Below are 20,766 nucleotides of genomic sequence, written 5' to 3'. Positions count from 1 at the left end.
CACGCGGCACCTGCATGGGCCGCATCGCGTGGGTGGTGCGTGCGGATCATCCGTGCGCTGCCACCAACACCCCCATCAACGAGCCATCGCTGCGCGCGTTGACGCCAAGGCCGGACGTATTCATCCGGCGGACAGTCGCCGCTGCTGCGACGCGCAGGCGCTATCCTTCGGCCATGGCCATCCATGCCGACACCCACGACGACCTGCGCCTGTTCCAGACCGGCGAGCATGCCTGCGGCTATTGGTCCGACCGGCAGGCGCGCGATCTGGTGCTGGACCCGCACGATCCGCGCCTGGGGGCGATCTATCCGCAAGCGCTGGCATGGGGCTTCCGTCGCTCCGGCGACCTGGTCTACCGGCCGCACTGCGAACGGTGCCGTGCCTGCGTGCCGGTACGCATCGCGGTAGATGCGTTTCACCCGGACCGCAGCCAACGCCGTTGCCTGGCGCGCAACCAGGATCTGGTGGTCCGCGTGGTGGCCGCCGAGCGCACCGACGAACAACTGGCGCTCTATCGCCAGTACCTCAAGCACCGGCATCCCGGCGGCGGCATGGACGAACATGGCGCCACCGAATTCGACCAGTTCCTGATCGGCGGCTGGTCGCACGGGCGCTTTCTGGAGATTCGCGAACCGGCCATCGCGCACCTGCCCGGCCGGCTGCTGGCGGTTGCAGTGACCGATGTCACCGAGCATGCGTTGTCGGCGGTCTACACGTTTTACGCGCCGGCGGCGGCAGCGTGCAGCCTGGGCACGTTCGCGATCCTGCAGCAGATCCAGTGGGCGCAACGCGAGCGACGCGCGCACCTGTATCTGGGGTACTGGATCGATGGCCACGCGAAAATGAACTACAAGCGCCGCTTCAGTGCACTGGAAGCCTACGATGGCCGCCACTGGCGCGGCTTGCCCGCCCACGCATCGGCCGACTGAACCGCCGGATTGCGACATCGGCGTGTCGCATCCCGCATGCGAGAATCTCGCAATGATCAAACCTTTCCTGCTGCTCACGCTGACCGCCCTGTGCGCGGCCTGCGCCCACCCCGCGCCCTCGCCCGCGATGCAGACCGACACCCTCGCCGCCCGGCCGGCCGCGGCACAGCTGCGCATCGCCACCTACAACACCTCGCTGTATTCGGACGAGGCCGGCGGCCTGATACGCGAGCTGCAGGGCGATAGCGCGCATGCGCGCAAGATCGCTGCGGTACTGCAGCGCGTGCGCCCGGACCTGGTGCTGCTCAACGAGTTCGACTTCGACCCGGAACACCGTGCTGCCGATCTGTTCCAGCAACGCTATCTGCAGGTGGCCCAGCCGGGCGGCGGCGAGGCGTTGCGTTATCCATACCGCTATCTGGCACCGGTCAATACCGGCGTGCCGAGCGGCCTGGATCTGGACAACAACGGCAGCGCCGGCGGCGAAGGACGCGCGCGTGGCAACGACGCGTGGGGCTATGGGCTGCATCCCGGCCAGTACGGCATGCTGGTGTTGTCGCGTTATCCGATCGATGCGCAGGCAGTGCGGAGCTTCCAGCTGCTGAAGTGGAGCGCGCTACCTGGCGCACTGCGGCCGATCGATCCGGCCAGCAAGACGTCCTACTACAGCGATGCCATCTGGGCGCAACTGCGGCTGTCGTCCAAATCGCATTGGGATGTGCCGGTGCGCACGCCGGTGGGTGTCGTGCATGCGCTGGTGTCGCACCCCACCCCGCCGGTGTTCGACGGTGCCGAGAAACGCAACGCCGCGCGCAACCACGACGAACTGCAGCTGTGGCGCGCGTACCTGGACAACGCACCCGACAGCCAACGCTGGCTGTGCGACGACAAGGGCGGTTGCGGCGGCCTGGCTGCCGATGCGCGCTTCGTCATCCTGGGCGATCTGAACAACGACCCGGTCGATGGTGCCGGCCGCCATGAGGCGATCCGCGCGTTGATCCATCACCCGCGCGTGCTTCAGTACCCCACACCGCACAGCGATGGCGGCCCGGAAAAAACCGCCGAATACGCCGCGCTGGGCATCGCCCACAGCGGCGACCCGCATCAGGTCACCGGTGACTTCGGCCCGCAGGCCGGCACCATGCGCCTGGACTACGTGCTGCCGTCGCGCCAGTTCACCCTGATCGGCAGCGGCATTTTCTGGCCAGCCAGCAACGCGCCGGAAGCGGCGATCGCCGATGGCAGCGACCATCATGCGGTGTGGATCGACCTGGCTGAGTAGCTGAGATTGGGGAGTCGGGATTAGGGATTCGGAATGGCGAATTCCTGATAACGCCTGCGTTCTCGGCGCTTGGTGATTAGCGAGACGCAGAAGTGAGCGGCTGGCTGTGCCGAGATGCGCAGCCCGGCTTGTAGTGAATCGATCGCGTTGCATTGCCTCGCGTGGCCGATCGGCTGGCGGCATGGCTCATCAGTGAGAATGCGCACCAAAGCCTGCCGCGCTTGGCGCGTTGAAGCAATGCAGCGTTGCGCTGCACTGCTTCGGGCTTGACGCGCTCAGGCCTGCAGCTGGATCGTCAACGCGGCAGCGACTACGCGCGCCTTCTCACGCGCAGCATCGACGCTGTCCGCACGCGCCAGGGTGACGCCGACGCGGCGATGGCCGTCCACGCGGGGCTTGCCGAACAAGCGCAGTGCGGTGTCCGGGTCGCGCAGTGCCTCGGCCACGTTGTCGAACGCCGGCACGCCATTGCCGTGCGCCAGCAACGCGCACGATGCCGAGGGGCCGGCCTGACGGATCACGCCGCCGTCCTGCGCGCCCACCGGCAGGCCGAGAATGGCGCGGGCATGCAGCGCGAATTCGCTCAGTTCCTGCGAGACCAGCGTGACCAGGCCGGTGTCGTGCGGGCGCGGCGAGACTTCGCTGAACCACACCTCGTCGCCCTTGACGAACAACTCCACGCCGAACAGGCCCCAGCCGCCGAGCTCGTCGGTGATGGCCTTGGCGATCTGCTGGGAGCGGCGCAACGCAGCGGCCGACATCGGCTGCGGCTGCCAGCTTTCGCGGTAGTCGCCGTCCTGCTGCCAATGCCCGATGGGATCGCAGAACGAAGTGCCGCCGGCATGCCGCACGGTGAGCAAGGTAATTTCGTAATCGAAATCGATGAAGCCTTCGACGATGCAGCGACCGGCACCGGCACGTCCGCCGGTCTGCGCATACGCCCATGCCGCATCGATATCGGCGTCGCTGCGCAGGGTGCTCTGGCCCTTGCCCGAGGACGACATCACCGGCTTGACCACGCACGGCAAGCCCACCGCGGCAATTGCATCGCGATACTCCTCGACGGTATCGACAAAGCGATACGGCGAAGTAGGCAGGCCCAGCGTTTCGGCTGCCAGCCGGCGAATGCCTTCGCGGTCCATGGTCAGGCGCGCGGCACGCGCCGTCGGGATGACCTTCTGGCCTTGCTCGCGTTCCAGCGCCACCAGGGTTTCGGTATGGATCGCTTCGATCTCCGGCACGATCAGATGCGGCCGCTCGCTGGCGATCAGCGCACGCAGCGCGGCGGGGTCGAGCATGTCCAGCACATGCGAGCGGTGCGCCACCTGCATTGCCGGTGCATTGGCATAGCGGTCGGCCGCGATCACCTCCACACCGAGACGCTGCAGCTCGATCGCCACTTCCTTGCCCAGTTCGCCCGAGCCCAACAACAACACGCGGGTGGCGGAAGGCGATAACGGCGTGCCGAGAGTGGTCATGAGCGCGGTCCAGAGCGAGAGGGGCCGCCATTCTAACGGTTGCCCGCTGCCACGCCGACGAACGGCAGTTGTCTAAATGATATCACATTGATATCATTTTACCACTCCATAAGGACTCGCGCTCATGAAAGAGAAGCCGATCGGTTCGTTACCCGGCATTCCTGTCGTCCTCGTTGCAGGCGCCGGCCTCCTCGCTGCCGCCTGGTACGTGCTGACGATGATGGCCAGCACCAGCGTCACGCCAGGGGCGTTCATCGCCGCGGTGCTGATCGCGGCGGCGTGCATTTTCATGTTGGCCGGCCTGTATACGTTGGAGCCCAACCAGGCAGCGGTGCTGAGCCTGTTCGGCAAGTACGTCGGTACCGTCAAGGACGCTGGCCTGCGCTGGAATGTGCCGTTCTATGCCAAGCGTCGCGTCAGCCAGCGCGTGCGCAATTTCGAAAGCGGACGACTCAAGGTCAACGAGCTGGATGGCAGCCCGATCGAAATCGCTGCGGTGATCGTATGGCAGGTGCTGGATGCCTCCGAAGCGGTCTACAACGTCGACGACTACGAAAGCTTCGTGCATATCCAGTCCGAAGCGGCGCTGCGCGCGATGGCGACCAGCTATCCGTACGACCAGCACGACGACGGCCAGATCTCGCTGCGCAGCCATCCGGCCGAAATCAGCGAGCAGCTCAAGCGGCATCTGGACGAGCGCCTGACCCAGGCCGGCGTGGATGTGATCGAGGCGCGCATCAGCCACCTCGCCTATGCGCCGGAAATCGCCCAGGCGATGCTGCAGCGCCAGCAGGCCAATGCCGTCATCGCCGCACGCTCGCGCATCGTTGCCGGCGCAGTGGGGATGGTCGAAATGGCGCTGTCGGAGTTGCAGAAGAATGGCGTGGTGCAGCTGGACGAAGAGCGCAAGGCGCATATGGTCAGCAACCTGCTTACCGTGTTGTGCTCGGATCGCGGTACCCAACCGGTAGTCAACGCCGGCTCGTTGTACTGAGGGCAACCAACAGGAGGCCTGCTCTCACCGCCGGAAGGGCGCAGCCACTGTTCGGAATCGGCCACTCGTACACTGCGCCTGTGGGCGCGCCCTCCACGCCCCCCTGGCGACCGCTCGCTTACGTTCCGTCAGCCACTCTGAGATCGATCCGATGAATGTCATGGTGCCCCTGGTGGTTGCGCTTTCCGGCTTGCCCGCGCTGGCCATCGCCGCGTCCATCGGCGCCGACGATGACGACCGCGCACGCGGGCTGGGCCTGCGCTGGGCGTTGATCAGCCTGGTGATTCTGGTCGGCGCCGCATGCCTGTACTGGGCTGGCGACAACCGCGCCGGCATCTATGCGGTGGTGATCGGCATGCTCGTCGGCGTCAACGCGTTGATCGTGTCGATGGTGCTGCACCTGCGCCGTCACGGCGGCCGCAGAGACGGCAAATGAGCGAAAAAAAAGCCTACCCGCTGCGTATCAACGCCGATTTGTTGGCCGCCGTGCAGCGCTGGGCCGACGACGAATTGCGCAGCCTCAATGCGCAGATCGAATACGTGCTGCGCGATGCGTTACGCAAGGCTGGCCGGCTACCGAAGCCGCAGGGCGAAAAAGAAAAATCCGAAAATTGATCATGCGCCGCCGATCATCCAGACGCGACTGCGCACCGGTGTAGCGGTTCCCCGGTCCGGGTCGGCGCGGGGTCACAGCGCCTGGCTGGACTTGCAGCGCTCACCTGGCAACGGCTAAGCTGCGTAGATGCGTCATCTTCAACGTGTACTCCTCAATACCAGCGCGATCGAGCTGTGGCCGGCCGATCTGCTGCGCGCGCGCGGCAATGCGGATGCGCGTGTGCTGGCACAGGCCGACTGGCTATTGCGACGCAAATGCGATGGGCGCTATCTGGCTGCACATCTTCCGCAGGGTCTGATGCCGCTGATCCCGCGGCTGGCACGCGAGCCTGGCCTGGACGAAGCATTGGACCGTCTGCAGACCGCAACCGGCCGCATCGGCCAGGTACACGACGCCACGCTGCCAATCGACGGATTGCAGCGCCGAATGAGCCAGCTCGGGCTCGCCGCCGACGACTACGTGCAACGGACCGGCCTGCAGTTGATGGCCGAACCGGCCGCACTGCAGTTTGCCGGACGCGATCGCTTCGGCCGCCCGCTGTGGCTCAGTGCCAGCGCTGCACGCGCATGGCGACAGATGCGCGCGGCTGCGCTGCGCGCAGACATCGTGCTCGATGCGATTTCCGGCTACCGCAGCCACGACTACCAACTGGGCATCTTCGAGCGCAAGTTCGCGCGCGGGCTCACCCTGGAGCAGATCCTGACGCTCAACGCAGCGCCGGGTTTCAGCGAACACCACAGCGGCGACGCACTGGATCTGGGCACACCGGGCGAGCCGCCGGTCGAAGAGTCCTTCGAAGCCACGCCCGCTTTCGCCTGGTTGTGCAGCCACGCGCACGCATTCGGCTACCGCCTGAGTTACCCACGCAACAACCCGCACGGCATCGTCTACGAACCGTGGCATTGGTGTTGGTCGGCGCGATGAGCCGGCCGAACGTCATGCGCCACGCAGCGCGGCTGGACCCAACCGCCCGTCGCGTCTGCCCCGCGTGCGAGCGCCCTACTCCTGCGAGCGCGGTGTCGGCACCTTGGTCGCCACGCTGAAGTCGGCAATCTTCCACAGATAGAACGCGGCATAGGTGCGGTACGGGCCCCAGCGTTCGCCGCGTGCAGCCAAGTCCTTGGGCGTAGGCATCTGCTCCTGCTTGTCCACGCGCTGCGCCCCTTTGCGCACGCCCAGGTCGTCGATGGGCAACAGATCCGGGCGGCCCAGGCGGAACATCAGCATCATTTCCACCGTCCAGCGGCCGATGCCGCGCACCGGCACCAGCGCCTGCACGATGGCGTCCTCGTCCATGAAAGCGAGTCTGCGCAGCGAGGGAATCTCGCCTTCGCTTTCGCGCCGCGCCAGATCGCGCAGCGCGAGCGCCTTGTTGCCGGAAACGCCGCAGGCACGCAGTGCCGCGTCGTCGATACGGCCGAGGGTGTCCGCATGCAGCCGCTGCGCGCCGATCGCCACTTCCACCCGCGCCACGATGGTCGACGCCGCCTTGCCGCTGAGTTGCTGAAACAGGATGGCGCGTGCCAGCGCATCCACCGGATCGAAGGGTTTGTGCCACCCCGGTTGCGGGGCGATCGGGCCAATGCGCTTCATCCACGCGCCCAGCGCGCGATCGCGCCGGGACAGGTACGCGAACGCAGCCTCCACATCGAATCCGCGGGCATGGCGCGGCATGCTCAGCGCCTCAACGCACCGATGGCCAGCACCACCCAGCCCAGCATCAGGCCAACTCCGCCGACCGGCGCCAGGGTGGTCGGCCACTGCAGCAGCGCGCCCCCGACCAGGCTACCGGCAAACAGCAAGGTGCCGAGCAACAACAGGTACAAGCCCACCCTGCCCAGCGCGCGCGTTTCGGTGGCGCCCAGCACGGTGAGGACCGCGCCATGGCCGAATGCGTACAAGGACGCCAGCTGCAGCCGCGACTGCACCACCGCATCGGCAACGCCGTGCGAGGCATAGGCCGATAGACCGACGGCAATGGCCGCCAACAGGCCACCGCAGAACGCCAGCAGCGAGGGGTGTTTCTTGCGACGATCAAGCAAAGACATGCAGGCAACTTCCATGGCAGCGCCGCAGCGCAAAAAAAAACGCGCCGCAAGTCTGCGGCGCGTTTTCGTCTGGATCAGCTCATCGCGGTGAGACGATTACTTGATGGCCCAGTAGACGTCGTACGTACCGTCCTGGGTGAAGGACTTGTCCACGCCGCCCTTCCAGGCTTCGTACGGACGATCGGTCACGTCCATGCCACTGGTGGCAGCCCAGGCACGCAACGAGTTACGCACTGCGTCCAGACCGGCCATATGGCCTGCGTAGGTCGCAAACGCCGAACGGTGCGCCGGAACCCGCTGGTACTTCACCGGTGCTTCGGACGGAATGTTGAGCTTCAGCTCGTCGCCGGTCGCAGCCACCGGGGTTGCATCGGCAGGTGCCGCGCCAGCCGCGTCGTCCTTCTTGGCGTCGGTCTTGGCAGTGTCGGCCTTGGCGTCGGTCTTCGGAGCACCACCAGCGCGCTTGCGCACCGGCTGCACCACGTCGAAGGCGTACTTGTCGGACGCAAAGTCGGTGGTCACGATGCGCACCGGACCAACCGCTTCAAGGCCGTTGGAATCCATCACGCGCTTGATCCACTCCTGGTTGTCCTTGATCGACTTCTTGATCGTCTCGTTGTCACGATCGATGTTGCCCGCGGTGACGACCAACAGGTCCTCGGCCGGCACATCGACGATCTTCAGGTCGCTCAACACCGGCTTGCCGTCAAGCTCGGCGCGGTAGTCGAAGTTCGGCACGGTGGCCAGCGCGGTCGCAAGACGCGACAGGCCCAGCTTCAGGTCGTCGCCCACGTGGCGGCTGACGTACAGACCGGCATAGCGACCGAACAGGTTCCAGCCGTACTTGACGCTGTAATCCTGGGTGATCTTGACGTTCTTGTTGTTCTTGCCGGTCGGCACCAGGGTGAAATTGGTGACCTTGTCGTAGCCCTTGGTGGGATCTTCGATCGCGATCTCGACACGCTCGTTCTTGACGCTGTTTTTGATCTCCCAGCTGCCGTTGCCGATATAGCCCTCGGTGGAGCTGTATTCGACGCGTGCACCCTTGCCCTCTTCCGGGCCGGCCAGCTTCAGCTGGATCTTCGGGTCACGCAGCACAAGCGGGTTCCAATCCTTGAAACGACGGAAGCTGTTCACGGTGTCGTAAACAATCGTCATCCTGCGGTTGGTCTCAACACTCTCGGACATCTGCCGCTCCGAGGGCAACACCAAGCCCACCACGACAAACAAGCCAGCCACGATCCCCAAGGCGATCAGGAACTCGATAATACGGGTCATTCAGGAGGTCTCCGGGGCCGATCCCACGGCCGGGTTGAGTGAAGCGAAGCCACCATCCTAGCAGGCTTCGAGAAAGATGTTCAGTTGTGCGACGGGTAGCGCGGTCTTGCGGTGTCATTCACCGCGCAACGCAGCGCGTGGGGGATGCGCAATCCCAACCTGCACAAGGGTTTGGGCGATTGCGCGCCGCTATCATGCACATCACGTGCTGCGTGCGTGTGATGTTGCAGCTGCCAGGCGGCACCGGGCCGCCCGTCTGGCAGCCCCACCGGCGCTGCAGCGTCCTGAATGCGAGCCCCGCCCTTGCTGCAGGCCGGCGCGGCGTCGAGCTTGGCGGTGCGGCGCCGATCTCACACCAGCTGCAGCTCGAACGCCTTCAGCACCGCGCGGGTGCGGTCGCGTACGCCGAGCTTGGAGAGGATGTTGGAGACGTGATTCTTGATGGTGCCTTCGGCCACACCCAGCGAGTTGGCAATTTCCTTGTTGGAGAACCCGCTCGCCATCAGCCGCAGGATCTCGGTCTCGCGGTCGGTGAGCGGATCGGGCCGGTCCAGGCTGACGAACTCGTTGCGCATGTGCTCCAGGCCCGACAGCAGGCGCTGGGTCACTGCCGGCTGCACCAGCGAGCCGCCTTCGGCGACGGTGCGGATGGCGCCGACCAGTTGTTCCAGCGAGACGTCCTTGAGCAGGTAGCCCTTGGCGCCGGCCTTGAGCCCGGCCAATACCAATTGGTCGTCGTCGAAGGTGGTCAGAATGATCGTCGGCGGCAGCGTGCCGTTGCGCGAGAGCATCTGCAGCGCTTCCAGCCCGGACATCACCGGCATGCGCATATCCATCAGCACCACGTCCGGCTGGATCTGAGGAATCTGCTCCACCGCCTGCTTGCCGTCGGAGGCCTCGGCCACCACCTCGATGCCGTCGTCCAGCGCCAACAGCGAGCGGATCCCCTGGCGCACCAGGGTTTGATCGTCGACCAGGCACACACGGATCATCACAACACTCCTTGAGTCACGGCCGCAGGCATCAGTGCCGGCGCGCCTGGAACAGCGATGCGCAGGCCAAAGCCGTCACCCCGCCGGGTTTGAATTTCGAGCTGCCCACCATACTGGTTCAACCGCTCGCGCATGCCACGCAGCCCGTTGCCGGGCGCGACCGCATCGGCGCCGTGGCCGTCGTCGCGGGCATCGATCAGCACCGTATCGGCATCGCGGCGCACCTGGATCCACAGGTTGCGCGCGCCGGCATGGCGTACCGCATTGGTGATGATCTCCTGGGTACAGCGCAGCAGTACGTGGGCGCGCTCGGGGTCGTCCAGGGTCAGCGGCTGGGCGATATCCAGGTGGATATCCAGCGACGGCACCTGGGTGACCAGCGGGCGCAGCGCCGCTTCCAGGTCGATCGCACCGCTGTCGCGCAGATGGCTGACCGCCTCGCGCACATCGGTGAGCAACAACTTGGCCAGCGTGTGCGCCTGGCGCACGTGCTCCTGGGCCTGCCCCTCAGTGATGTGACCGGCCACTTCCAGGTTGAGACTGAGCGCGGTGAGGTGGTGGCCCAGCAGGTCGTGCAGCTCGCGCGAGATACGGGTGCGCTCGTTGATGCGCGCGCTCTCGGCCAGCAATGCGCGGGTGGCGCGCAGTTCGGCATTGAGCCGGCGCTGCTCTTCGCGCGCATCGGTCTGTTGGCGGGCCACCAGGCTGGTGACGAAGATGAACATCGAAAAGCCGCCGTACAACAGCGACTGCATCAACGCCGCGAACAGGGTGAAGTCCGGGCGCAGGTAGTAGAACACCGGCAGCACCGCCAGCTGGCTCAGCACCAACCACAGCACGCCCACGCGCAGCGGCAGCAACCACGGGATCACCCCGGCCGCCACCATCATCAGGATGCTGCCGAGCCCGGTTCCGCTCAGATAGCTCACCGCCAGCGCGCAGATGGTGAGCAGCAACAGGATCAGCCGGTCGTACCAGTGCGCGTGGCCGCCGCTGTTCAAGCCGCGGGTCAACCAGAAGTAGCTGGCGCCGAAGCCGATGAAGAATGCCGACATCATCACCGCCTCGGCCACGCTGCGGTGGTCGCCCTCTTCGGCCGGCGGCCAGTACGTGTACACCAGGGGCATGACGATCATCGCCCAGGTGAACAGGCCGGCGAAGCGCAGGACGCGCGTATGACTGAGGTATCCCAACATGTCCGCATCTTAGGCGTAAGCGACCGCGCTGCCCTCTTGCCGGAAGTCATGCATGCCGGCGTGCACGGGGTTGCGGATGCCGGCCCGCACCGCGCCTGTGCCGACGCGCCGTTGCATGCCGGCACCTGCCGCGCGCCGGCCGATCGCGTGTGGCGGGTCGCCGCTTCAGGCCCCGCATGTAATAATCCGACGCAGATCCGATTTCGGGTCGAGGCGTTACCCCACGGAGTCCCAATGTCGATCGTCATCCGCGACGTGCGCGAGCACGAGCTCGATTCCGTCCTGGCCCTGAACAACAATGCCGGACTGGCGATCCTGCCGCTGGATTCAACCAAGCTGCAACGTTTCTACGCGCAGGCCGAATATTTCCGCGTCGCCGAGCGCGACGGCAACCTGGCCGGGTTTCTGGTCGGTTTCGGAAGCGGCAGTGCGCACGACAGCAGCAATTTCGCCTGGTTTCGGGACCGCCACCCGGAATTCTTCTATATCGACCGCATCGTGGTCGCCAGCCGCCGCCGCGGCGGTGGCGTCGGGCGGGCGTTCTATGCCGATGTGCAGAGCTATACCGAGCTGCGTTACCCGCAGCTGGCGTGCGAGGTGTTTCTGGACCATGGCGCAGACGCGGCCTTGCTGTTCCATGGCAGCTTCGGCTTCCGTGAGGTTGGCCAGAACACCATGCCCGACGTGGAAGTGCGCGCCAGCATGCTGATGAAAGACATGTGCAGCTATCGGTGGGTCAAGGAGACCTATGGCGGCAAGTTGCCCGACCACTTGCCGTGGGTGGGCCGGCCGCGTCATGCCGCCACCACCGCTAGCCCATCGACAGGGAGCTGAGTTGTGGCAAGTGTGAATGTGGATTTCGAGCAGGCCGGCGAACTGAAGATCGGCCAGGTAGGCATTGCCAACCTGCGCGTGCGGACGCTGGATGTGCCGCGGCTGGTGCAGGAAATGCGCGAACGCGTGAGCCGCGCGCCCAAGTTGTTCGGCCGTGCGGCGGTGATCCTGGATTTCGGCGGGCTGTCGCAGGTGCCGGACCTGGCCACGGCCAAGTCCCTGCTGGAAGGTCTGCGCGATGCCGGCGTGCTGCCGGTGGCGCTGGCCTACGGCACCAGCGAGATCGACCTGCTGTCCCAGCAGCTGGGCGTGCCGCTGCTGGCCAAGTTTCGCGCGCAGTACGAGCCGAGCGCGGTCAGTCCGCCGCCACCACCGCCGCCCGCACGTGCCGAACCGGCACCTGCGGCCGCGCGACCGGCTCCGGGCCGGATGCAGCGCACCGCGGTGCGTTCGGGTCAGCAGCTGTACGCGGAGAACTGCGACCTGACCGTACTCAGTACGGTCGGTGCCGGGGCCGAGGTCATCGCCGACGGCAGCATCCATATCTACGGTACCCTGCGTGGCCGCGCTCTGGCCGGCGCGCAGGGCAACCCCGACGCGCGCATCTTCTGCCGCGACTTCCACGCCGAACTGGTTGCCATCGCTGGCCACTACAAGGTGCTGGACGATGTTCCCATGGACCTGCGTGGCAAGGCCGTCCAGGTCTGGCTGGAGCAGGATCAGATCAAGATCGCTGCGCTTGATTGACGCGGCCCAACCACAGAAATATTCGGAGAAATCCTTTGGCTGAAATCATCGTAGTCACCTCCGGCAAGGGCGGCGTCGGCAAGACCACCACCAGCGCAAGCCTGGCTTGCGGGCTGGCCAAACGCGGCAAGAAGGTGGCGGTCATCGACTTCGACGTCGGCTTGCGCAACCTAGACCTGATCATGGGCTGCGAGCGGCGCGTGGTGTACGACTTTGTCAATGTCGTGCACGGCGAAGCCACGCTCAAGCAATCGCTGATCAAGGACAAGCGGTTCGAGAACCTGTACGTCCTGGCCGCCTCGCAGACCCGCGACAAGGACGCGCTGACCCAGGAAGGCGTGGAAAAGGTGCTCAAGGACCTGGCAGCCGACGGCTTCGACTACATCGTCTGCGACTCGCCGGCCGGTATCGAAAAAGGCGCGTTCCTGGCGATGTATTTCGCCGACCGCGCGGTGGTAGTGGTCAATCCGGAAGTGTCTTCGGTGCGCGACTCGGACCGCATCATCGGCCTGCTCGATTCCAAGACCCGCAAGGCCGAAGAAGGCAAGGCCGTGCCGGCGTTCCTGTTGCTGACCCGCTACAGCCCCGGCCGCGTGGAAGGCGGCGAGATGCTCAGCATCACCGACGTGGAAGAAGTGCTGGGACTGAAGGCGATCGGAGTGATCCCCGAATCCGGCGACGTGCTCAACGCCTCCAACAAGGGCGAGCCGGTGATCCTGGATGCCGAGTCCCCGGCCGGCCAGGCGTATGACGACGCAGTCGCCCGCATCATGGGCGAGGAGCGCCCGATGCGATTCACATCCGTGGAGAAGAAAGGCTTCTTCAGCAAGCTGTTCGGAGGGTAAGCATGGGCCTGCTCGATTTTCTCAAGAGCAAGAAGAACACCGCCGAGACGGCCAAGAACCGCCTGCAGATCATCATTGCGCAGGAGCGCAACCATCGCGGCGGGCCGGATTACCTGCCGCTGATGCAGCGCGAACTGCTTGAAGTGATCAAGAAGTACGTCAACATCGACGCCGATGCGGTGCGGGTTGATCTGGTCAAGGACGGCGAGCATGACGTGCTGGACATCTCGGTCGCCCTGCCGGAAGACGGCGACAAGTAAGCGCCAACAACGGCACCGGGTTCGCACGGTGCCGTTGTCGCATGTGACCTGACCGCGAGCCATTGCGCGTGACCACTGCCCCCACTGCCACACCCACCGCCGCCGATGTTCTGTGCGTGGCCGATATCGGCCTGGACGCACCTGCCGCCCTGCTCGCGCGCTATGGCTTGCGCCTGCATCGTGTGGAATCGGGCGCGGCGATTCCAGGCAGTTTCTGGGGAGAACCGGAGGCCGGCATCATCGGCTGCGATGTGTATGTGCGCGACGACACACCGGTGCATTCGCTCCTGCACGAAGCCGGACATCTGATCGTGCTGCCTGCGGAAAAACGCGCTGCGGTGCATACCGATGCCACCGATTCGGTGGAGGAAGAAGACGCCACCTGTTACCTGCAGATCCTGCTGGCCGAGCAACTGCCCGGCGTGGGCAGCGCGCGCCTGATGGCCGATATGGACCGTTGGGGCTATACGTATCGGCTGGGCTCCACCCGCGCCTGGTTCGAGCACGACGCGGAGGACGCGCGCAGCTGGCTGGACGCTCGCGGCCTGCTGCCTGCTTGAAGTGGCCTGTCTGAGCGAGCGCGGCGCGTTCAAGCGCCGGCCCAATCGCAGCGAGTAGCTGTCAGCAGCGAACGGTCACCAGGACGGTGTGGCGTTTGCAGGAGCCACGGCGCACGTGTGGCACCTGCAGGAGCGACTGCGCTCGCACCATCCGGCGCGAGCGCAGTCGGTCGCGTGATCGCCCTCAGGATCCCGTTGCCGTGGCGCCGGAGAGATCCAGCGTGGCCACCGTGCCCTGCCCGGCGTTGGAATCCAGCTGCAGGTGCCAGCCCAGGTGCTCGCACAACCGTCCGATCAGTTCCAGCCCGATGCCGCTCCCCTGGCGGGCGTTGCCGCGCGCCAGGCGCGTGTAGATGGCGCTGATCTCTTCGGGTGTCATGCCATGGCCAGGGTCGGCAATGCGGACCACGCCGGGCGCCGACAGCGAGATGCGAATGATGCCGCGGTCGCTGTTTTCGATGGCGTTGCGCAGCAGGTTGCCGATGGCCGTCTGCACGATGGCGACCGGCGCGACCAGGCTGCACGGCGGCAACGGGTCCATGACCAGTTGCAGATCCTTGTCGGCGCACAGGTGCGTGTGATCGGCCACGATGTCCGGCAGCAACTGATCTAGCCGCACCGAATCGCTGCTGCGCACCAGCCGGCCAGGGTCCTTGGCCAGCACCAGCAGCAAGGTGATCAACTGCTCGACCGAGGCGCTGGTTTGCGCAATGCGCTGCAGCTGGTGGCGTACCGCCGGCGGCGTGCCGGGTTGCTCCAGCGCCAGCTCCACCGCATTGCCGATCACTGCAATGGGCGTGCGCAGTTCGTGGCTGGCGCTGTCGATGAAGGCGCGCTCACGGTCGACGAACTGGCTGTTGCGCTCGAGATAATCGTTGAGCGCATCGGCAATGACGTACAACTCGGCGCTGCCCTGTGGCCCGACCGCAATCTGCTGCGCGCGCTGCTCCGGCCGCAATGCGCCGATGTCGCGCGCAAGTTCCACCAAAGGGCGCACCAGCCGGGCCATCGCATACGTGCCCATCAGCAAGGTGATGCCGATAAGCGCGATGCCGGCGGCCAGCATCCAGCGGGTGAGGAATTTTTCCAGCGCTTCGAAATCGGTGATGTCCAGCACCAGGGCCAGGCGGCCGGCATGCGCGGTGTCGCGCACCATCACCGCACTCTGGCGACCGGCTATCTCCAGACCGTCGTGCAGGCCGGGATGCAGGGTGCGCAAGACCGGCGGTGTACGCGCGACATCCTCGACGCGGTACAGCCGCAAGGTGTCCGAGTCCTGCCAGTGATACTCCGGATTCTGTACGCTGCGCTCGAGGATGCTGTCCAGTTCGGAATTCAGCAGCGAGCGCCACACGCCATGTTCGGCGCGTTCGTGCAGGTACTGCGCAGTGCCGAACACCGCCAGCGTCATCAGCAGCGTGTAGCCGAACAACCACATCAGCACGCGGCGACCCAACGGGCGCTGTTTAGACATCGCTGCAGTCGCCAGCGCCAGGTGCATCGGCCGCATCCAGCTGCGCCAGCCGGTAGCCGAGCCGCGGCAAGGTATGGATCAGTTTTTGCGCGAACGGGCCGTCCACGCTGCGACGCAACTCGTAGATATGCGAGCGCAGCATGTCGCCGTCGGGCGGATCGTCGCCCCACAACGATTGCTCCAGGCGTTGCCGCGTCACCGCGGCCGGGCTGGCCTGCATGAGCACTTCCAGCAACTTGCGGCAGGCCGGATACAGGTGCAGCACCTGGCCAGCGCGGGTGGCTTCCAGCGTGGCCAGGTCCAGGCGCAGGTCGGCCACTTGCAGCAGCTTGCCGCGGCGACGGCCGTGCGCACGCGCCAGCAAGGCTTCGATGCGCACCTCCAGCTCGGGCAAGGCGAAGGGTTTGGTCAGGTAGTCGTCGGCGCCGGCGCGAAAGCCGGCAATCTTGTCCGGCAGTTCGTCGCGTGCGGTGAGCATGATCACCGGCAGTTCGGACTGGTGCTGCTCGCGCAGCCGGCGCAGCACTTCCGGTCCATCCATGCGCGGCATCATCCAGTCCAGGATCAATGCGTCGTACTGCTGGGTGGTGGCCAGGTGCAGGCCGGTGACGCCATCGGGCGCGGCGTCCAGGGTATGCCCGCGCGCTTCGAAATAGTCGAACAGGTTGGCAACCATATTGCGGTTGTCTTCAATGACCAGCAGCCGCATGAGCGGGGTTCCAGGACGCCTGGCAGGCACAGTGTGCGCATCCTAACCGAGGCCGGCCAAGTGCAACCGCCATCGCCGGTACGGTCTTCCCGATCGGTTGCGCTTCAGCACCCGCGCACGGCGATGCCTGCGCTGCGATGCACGATCACGCGGGCTCGGCTCCGACAAATTTCCGACCCACTTGCCAGATAGTGTCTGCCCGCATCTACTCAGGGCGTGCGCGTGTCGCCTGCCATCGCTGCCTCCTCATCCCGCCAGCGCGCGCTGCTGGCCGCGTTGCTGTTGATCCTCGTCAGCTTGCTGGCCGGGCTGGGCATGCGCCAACCCAATCCGCCGGACGAACCGCGCTTCGTGCTGGCCGCGCGCACCATGGTCGAGACCGGCCAGTGGCTGTTGCCGCACCGCGGCAGCGAGTTGTATGCAGAAAAACCGCCGGTCTTCATGTGGCTGCAGGCGGCAACCTACGAACTGGTACCGCACTGGCCGGTGGCCTTCCTGCTGCCGTCGCTGCTGGCCGCGCTGGCCACGCTGTGGCTGACCTGGGATATCGCGCGCCGGCTATGGACCCGGCGCGTGGCGGCCCATGCGGTGCTGGCCTTGTTCACGGTGCTGCAGTTCGGCCTGATGGCCAAGCGTGCGCAGATCGACATGTTGCTGGTGGCGCTGACCACCCTGTCGTTGTGGGGAATGCTGCGGCACCTGCTGCGCGGGCCGGACTGGCGCGCATGGACGCTGGGCCTGTTTGCTGCCGGCGTCGGCACGGTGACCAAGGGCGTCGGTTTTCTGCCGCTGCTGCTGTTGCTGCCGTGGATGGCGCTGCGGCGTACGCATTGGCGCGTGTTGCCGGCGCGCGCGCTGGCAGGACGCAGCTGGGCACTGGTGCTGCCGGCGTTCGTGGCCGGTACGGCGGTGTGGCTGGGGCCGCTGGGCATCGCGCTGTGGCACAGCGACGACCCGCAGTTGCATGCCTACGCGCACGAGCTGTTGTTCAAGCAGACCGGCACGCGCTACGCGCACGCCTGGCATCACGTCAAACCGTTCTGGTACTACCTGCAGGTGATCGCCACCTTGTGGCTACCCGGCTGCCTGTTGTTGCCGTGGCTGCTGCCGGCCTGGTGGCGGCGACTGCGCCGCGGCGACCCCCGCTATGTGCTGCTGCTGGCCTGGAGCGTGCTGGTGTTGCTGTTCTTCAGCGCCAGCCCGGGCAAGCGCGAGGTGTATATCTTCCCGATGCTGCCGGCGCTGTGCATCGCCGCGGCGCCGTTGCTGGCCGGGTTGTTGCGCCGGCGCGGCGTGCGGCTACTGCTGAGCGGGTATGTGCTGCTGCTTGCCGTTGCCGGCCTGGTGCTGGGCGGCGGCATTGCGCTGCATCTGCACTGGGCCGAAAACACCGCAATCAAGCGCGGCATGGCGCTTGCCTCGCTGCAGCCGGTGGGTTTCTGGTTGATCGGCTTGGGCGTGGTTGGCCTGGCCGCAATTGCATGGTCGCGCGGTAGACGCGCGGGCACCGCGCTGGTGGTGATGACCGCCGCGCTGTGGACGATGTTCGGCCTGGGGTTGATGCCGGCGCTGGATCCCTACAGTTCGTCCGCAGGTTTGATGCAGCGCGTGGGCCAGCGCATCGGCCCGGACGCGCAGCTGGGCATGCTGGCCTGGCGCGAACAGAACCTGCTGCAGGCCGATCGCCCGGTCACCGATTTCGGCTTCAAGGCGAGCTGGCAGGAGCAGTGGGCCAAGGCCGGCCCGTGGCTTGCGCAAGCGCCACACACCCGCTGGCTGTTCGTGCTCAAGCAGGCGGTGCCGGCGTGTATCGATCCGGCGCAACGCATCGATATCGGCGAGTCCAACCGCAACCAATGGCAATTGCTGCCGGGCACGGCGTGGCATGCCGGTTGCATCGCCACCGTGTCCGACGCCGAGCAGACCGGTAGCGAAGGCGATGCAGACTGAACGCTTGGCCTCGGGTTAACGGCCAAGCAACCCCGGTCCGACCGCTTTCCGACATCCGGGTTTCGAAGATGTCGGGCATTGACACAGGCCGCCATCTCGATGACAACGCTTCCCATCCGTGCGCCGGCCGTGGCGCATACCGCCAGCGGCATGAAGACGCACTTCTTCGTGCGCCATCTGTGGCTGCCCCTTGCCTGCGTCCTGTTGGCGAGCGCGCTGCTGATGGGCGCCGATGGCGACCAATGGATCGCCGATGCGCTGTATCGGCTGGAAGGCGGGCACTGGCTACTCAAGGACCACTGGTTCACCAGTGGCGTGATCCACCGCGTGGGTAAATGGTTGAGCACGGCAGCCGGGGTCGGCGTGCTGGTGCTGGCCATCTTTGCGTGGTGCAGGCCACGCCTGAAGGTGTTGCGCTGGCCGCTGACCTACCTGGCCGCCTCCGTCGCACTGTCGACCTCGCTGGTGTCATTGCTCAAGTCGTGGACGGCGATGGATTGCCCGTGGGATCTGAGCCGCTATGGCGGCACGCAAGCGATGATCGGGCTATTCGAATCGCGCCACGGCATTGCCGCGTCCGGTTGCTTTCCGGCCGGCCATGCCAGTGCCGGTTACGCATGGGTGGCGCTGTATTTTTGTGCGCTGGCGCTCCGTCCTGCATGGCGGTTTGCAGGTTTGTTCATAGGCTTGGCAGCAGGTCTCATTTTCGGTGTTGCGCAACAACTGCGCGGCGCGCATTTTCTCTCGCACGACCTGTGGTCGCTGGCGGTGTGCTGGGTGAGCGCACTTGCACTGTACTGCGTGATGCTGCAACGGCCGCGTCGCGCGCTTGGATTGATGTTGCTCTCGGGGGATGCAGCATGAGTACCTGGTTACCGGAACCGCGCAAGCGTAGTGGCCTGCGCGCGCTGACATGGAGTACGCGGCCGACGGTGTCGACCGAAGCGCTGGTGCTGCTGTCGAGCCTGTTTTTTGCGTTGGTGTGCAATCAATTGTTCTGGCGCACCGCCATGGCCACGCATCCGGGCAGCATCGGGTTTGCGATCTCGTTGATGGCGCTGCTGGTGGCCGTGCATGCACTGCTCCTGGGCGTGCTGGTCTGGCGCTGGAATGCAAAGCCGCTGCTGACGCTATTGCTGTTCACTACCGCGCTGGCCACGCACTACATGGACAGCTACAACGTCTATCTGGATGCGGACATGCTGCGCAACGTGCTGCATACCGATCACAAGGAATCGCGCGAGCTGCTCACGCCGGGCCTGATCCTCCCGCTGGTGTGCTACTTCCTGATTCCGGCCGCATTGCTGTGGCGCACCCGTTTGCGCGCACGCAGCGTGGGCAAGGCGGTGCTGGTGCGATCGGGTTTCCTGCTGGTGGTGGCGGTGGTGGGCGCTGCTGGCGCCATGCTCTCGTCGCAGGACATTTCCGCACTGATGCGCAATCATCGCGAAGTGCGTTATTTGGCCACGCCGATCAATTACATCGTGGCGTTGCGGCAAAACCTCAAATCCGAATCGCCGATCAAGCGCGCGCCCAAACAGCCGATCGAGCACGATGCGATGGCCACGCCGCGTGCGCCGGGCAGCCGCCCGCGCCTGTTGCTGGTGGTGCTGGGCGAGACTGCGCGCGCACAGAACTGGGGTCTCAATGGCTATGCCCGCCAGACCACGCCGGAGCTGGCGCAGGCAGGGGTGATCAACTTCCCGGATATGCATTCGTGCGGGACCAGCACCGAGGTCTCGGTGCCCTGCATGTTCTCCCCCTACGGCCGTCGCGATTACAACGAAGACATGATTCGTGGCCATCAGTCGTTCCTGCATGTGCTGGAACACGCTGGCATTTCGACGCTGTGGCGCGACAACCAGTCAGGGTGCAAGGGCGTGTGCGACGGGTTGGACATCCAGAAGCTGGACGATGCCACCATACCGGGCCTGTGCGCCGATGGCCGCTGCATGGACGAGATCCTGTTGAGCGACTTGGCTGCGCAGGTGCGCGCAAAGCCTGGTGACCGCGTGGTGGTGCTGCACCAACTGGGCAGCCATGGCCCGAGCTACTTCGAGCGATATCCGGCGCAGTTCGAACGCTTCAAGCCGGTGTGCAAAACCGCGGATCTGGGCAGCTGCGGCCGCCAGGACATCGTCAACGCCTACGACAATTCGATCCTGTACACCGACCATTTCCTCAATCAGGCCATCCATGCGCTGCGCGGCCTGCCGGACTACGACACGGCGATGATCTATCTCTCCGATCACGGCGAATCGCTCGGCGAAAAAGGCCTGTACCTGCACGGCGTTCCGTATGCCATCGCGCCCAAGGAGCAGACCCATGTGCCGATGGTAATGTGGTTCTCGCCGGAGTTCGCGCGCGATCGCGGCCTGGACGAAGCCTGCCTGCGCCACCGTGCAGGGCAATACACCGATCAGGATGCGCTGTTCCCGTCGGTACTTGGGTTGATGCAGGTCAAGACCAGCGCCTACGCGCCCGAGCGCGACCTGTTCGCCAAGTGCACCGGCACGACGCTGCGCTGATCGCCAACGCCTGCGCCTGCCTGCCGCATCGCATGCGTGGCGTACG

At 65.7% G+C, this 20,766-nt stretch carries 22 protein-coding genes; 14 read left to right on the top strand and 8 right to left on the bottom strand.

The window, feature by feature from the left end; all coding sequences use genetic code 11:
• Positions 1 to 14 precede the first annotated feature (14 nt).
• Positions 15 to 929 (top strand): arginyltransferase, encoded by a 915-nt coding sequence (locus tag ACCQ00_RS06390; RefSeq protein ID WP_039569966.1) that lies wholly within the window; start codon positions 15 to 17, stop codon positions 927 to 929.
• Positions 883 to 2,211 carry an endonuclease/exonuclease/phosphatase family protein gene (locus ACCQ00_RS06385; protein ID WP_039583395.1) on the top strand — a complete coding sequence of 443 codons (1,329 nt, stop codon included), beginning with the start codon at positions 883 to 885 and terminating at the stop codon, positions 2,209 to 2,211. Before ACCQ00_RS06390 ends, ACCQ00_RS06385 begins: the two co-directional genes overlap by 47 nt.
• Before the next feature lie 275 nt (positions 2,212 to 2,486).
• Here ACCQ00_RS06385 and purT read toward each other — a convergent pair whose 3' ends face one another.
• Positions 2,487 to 3,689: a formate-dependent phosphoribosylglycinamide formyltransferase gene (gene purT, locus ACCQ00_RS06380; protein ID WP_039569962.1), complete on the bottom strand. Its 1,203-nt coding sequence runs from the start codon at positions 3,687 to 3,689 to the stop codon at positions 2,487 to 2,489.
• A 124-nt stretch (positions 3,690 to 3,813) separates the two neighbouring features.
• Here purT and ACCQ00_RS06375 point away from each other — a divergent pair, with 124 nt between their 5' ends.
• The 4 genes from ACCQ00_RS06375 (at position 3,814) to ACCQ00_RS06360 (ending at position 6,223) form a co-directional block, all read left to right on the top strand.
• A complete protein-coding gene (locus tag ACCQ00_RS06375; protein ID WP_007967537.1) occupies positions 3,814 to 4,683 on the top strand; it encodes an SPFH domain-containing protein in 870 nt (289 codons plus the stop codon).
• A gap of 151 nt (positions 4,684 to 4,834) precedes the next feature.
• Complete coding sequence (locus ACCQ00_RS06370) at positions 4,835 to 5,119, top strand: hypothetical protein (protein ID WP_022559864.1); 285 nt, start codon at positions 4,835 to 4,837, stop codon at positions 5,117 to 5,119.
• A complete protein-coding gene (locus tag ACCQ00_RS06365) occupies positions 5,116 to 5,298 on the top strand; it encodes a type II toxin-antitoxin system antitoxin (protein ID WP_039569960.1) in 183 nt (60 codons plus the stop codon). Before ACCQ00_RS06370 ends, ACCQ00_RS06365 begins: the two co-directional genes overlap by 4 nt.
• A 127-nt stretch (positions 5,299 to 5,425) precedes the next feature.
• The gene (locus ACCQ00_RS06360; protein ID WP_039569959.1) at positions 5,426 to 6,223 is read left to right on the top strand and encodes a M15 family metallopeptidase; all 798 of its coding nucleotides are present in this window, start codon (positions 5,426 to 5,428) and stop codon (positions 6,221 to 6,223) included.
• A 75-nt stretch (positions 6,224 to 6,298) separates the two neighbouring features.
• Here the strand turns inward: ACCQ00_RS06360 and ACCQ00_RS06355 are convergent, their stop codons facing one another.
• From ACCQ00_RS06355 to ACCQ00_RS06335, 5 genes are all read right to left on the bottom strand, one after another.
• Positions 6,299 to 6,973, bottom strand: coding sequence for a DNA-3-methyladenine glycosylase family protein (locus tag ACCQ00_RS06355; RefSeq protein ID WP_033478221.1), 675 nt, complete (start codon positions 6,971 to 6,973; stop codon positions 6,299 to 6,301).
• 2 nt (positions 6,974 to 6,975) lie between these two features.
• Positions 6,976 to 7,362, bottom strand: a complete 387-nt coding sequence (locus ACCQ00_RS06350) for a DUF423 domain-containing protein (RefSeq protein WP_039569958.1) — start codon at positions 7,360 to 7,362, stop codon at positions 6,976 to 6,978.
• Positions 7,363 to 7,443: 81 nt separating this feature from the next.
• The gene (locus ACCQ00_RS06345; protein WP_017156557.1) at positions 7,444 to 8,625 is read right to left on the bottom strand and encodes a polyketide cyclase; all 1,182 of its coding nucleotides are present in this window, start codon (positions 8,623 to 8,625) and stop codon (positions 7,444 to 7,446) included.
• 350 nt (positions 8,626 to 8,975) lie between these two features.
• The gene (locus ACCQ00_RS06340; protein ID WP_008574699.1) at positions 8,976 to 9,617 is read right to left on the bottom strand and encodes a response regulator; all 642 of its coding nucleotides are present in this window, start codon (positions 9,615 to 9,617) and stop codon (positions 8,976 to 8,978) included.
• Entirely contained in the window at positions 9,617 to 10,813 is a 1,197-nt protein-coding gene (locus tag ACCQ00_RS06335; RefSeq protein ID WP_005915636.1) for a sensor histidine kinase, read from the bottom strand. Before ACCQ00_RS06335 ends, ACCQ00_RS06340 begins: the two co-directional genes overlap by 1 nt.
• 234 nt (positions 10,814 to 11,047) lie before the next feature.
• Here ACCQ00_RS06335 and ACCQ00_RS06330 point away from each other — a divergent pair, with 234 nt between their 5' ends.
• The 5 genes from ACCQ00_RS06330 (at position 11,048) to ACCQ00_RS06310 (ending at position 14,059) form a co-directional block, all read left to right on the top strand.
• The gene (locus tag ACCQ00_RS06330; RefSeq protein WP_017156556.1) at positions 11,048 to 11,647 is read left to right on the top strand and encodes a GNAT family N-acetyltransferase; all 600 of its coding nucleotides are present in this window, start codon (positions 11,048 to 11,050) and stop codon (positions 11,645 to 11,647) included.
• A 3-nt stretch (positions 11,648 to 11,650) separates the two neighbouring features.
• A complete protein-coding gene (gene minC / locus ACCQ00_RS06325) occupies positions 11,651 to 12,394 on the top strand; it encodes a septum site-determining protein MinC (protein ID WP_039569952.1) in 744 nt (247 codons plus the stop codon).
• A gap of 35 nt (positions 12,395 to 12,429) precedes the next feature.
• Positions 12,430 to 13,239, top strand: coding sequence for a septum site-determining protein MinD (minD, locus tag ACCQ00_RS06320; protein ID WP_005930297.1), 810 nt, complete (start codon positions 12,430 to 12,432; stop codon positions 13,237 to 13,239).
• Positions 13,240 to 13,241: 2 nt separating this feature from the next.
• A complete protein-coding gene (gene minE, locus ACCQ00_RS06315; RefSeq protein WP_003484370.1) occupies positions 13,242 to 13,499 on the top strand; it encodes a cell division topological specificity factor MinE in 258 nt (85 codons plus the stop codon).
• Between the two features lie 68 nt (positions 13,500 to 13,567).
• Complete coding sequence (locus ACCQ00_RS06310) at positions 13,568 to 14,059, top strand: hypothetical protein (protein ID WP_017156554.1); 492 nt, start codon at positions 13,568 to 13,570, stop codon at positions 14,057 to 14,059.
• A gap of 184 nt (positions 14,060 to 14,243) precedes the next feature.
• Here the strand turns inward: ACCQ00_RS06310 and ACCQ00_RS06305 are convergent, their stop codons facing one another.
• Both ACCQ00_RS06305 and ACCQ00_RS06300 read right to left on the bottom strand, forming a co-directional pair.
• On the bottom strand, positions 14,244 to 15,560 hold the full coding sequence (locus tag ACCQ00_RS06305) for a sensor histidine kinase (protein WP_039569950.1): 1,317 nt from the start codon (positions 15,558 to 15,560) through the stop codon (positions 14,244 to 14,246).
• Positions 15,526 to 16,242 (bottom strand): response regulator transcription factor, encoded by a 717-nt coding sequence (locus ACCQ00_RS06300; RefSeq protein WP_017156552.1) that lies wholly within the window; start codon positions 16,240 to 16,242, stop codon positions 15,526 to 15,528. Before ACCQ00_RS06300 ends, ACCQ00_RS06305 begins: the two co-directional genes overlap by 35 nt.
• Positions 16,243 to 16,458: 216 nt before the next feature.
• On the opposite strand from ACCQ00_RS06300, the gene ACCQ00_RS06295 reads away from it, so the two are divergent.
• From ACCQ00_RS06295 to ACCQ00_RS06285, 3 genes are all read left to right on the top strand, one after another.
• Positions 16,459 to 18,192, top strand: a complete 1,734-nt coding sequence (locus ACCQ00_RS06295; protein ID WP_039569948.1) for an ArnT family glycosyltransferase — start codon at positions 16,459 to 16,461, stop codon at positions 18,190 to 18,192.
• 99 nt (positions 18,193 to 18,291) lie between these two features.
• Positions 18,292 to 19,056 carry a phosphatase PAP2 family protein gene (locus ACCQ00_RS06290; RefSeq protein ID WP_039569946.1) on the top strand — a complete coding sequence of 255 codons (765 nt, stop codon included), beginning with the start codon at positions 18,292 to 18,294 and terminating at the stop codon, positions 19,054 to 19,056.
• Positions 19,053 to 20,720: a phosphoethanolamine transferase gene (locus ACCQ00_RS06285; RefSeq protein WP_039569944.1), complete on the top strand. Its 1,668-nt coding sequence runs from the start codon at positions 19,053 to 19,055 to the stop codon at positions 20,718 to 20,720. The genes ACCQ00_RS06290 and ACCQ00_RS06285 overlap by 4 nt, the downstream gene beginning before the upstream one ends.
• The last annotated feature ends 46 nt before the right edge of the window (positions 20,721 to 20,766 follow it).

Origin of the sequence: Xanthomonas sp. NCPPB 3761 (genome assembly GCF_041475705.2) — a bacterium.
GTDB lineage: Bacteria > Pseudomonadota > Gammaproteobacteria > Xanthomonadales > Xanthomonadaceae > Xanthomonas > Xanthomonas phaseoli.
The sequence above is the reverse complement of the archived record's forward strand: the minus strand, read 5'-3'. Positions and strand labels throughout refer to the sequence as shown.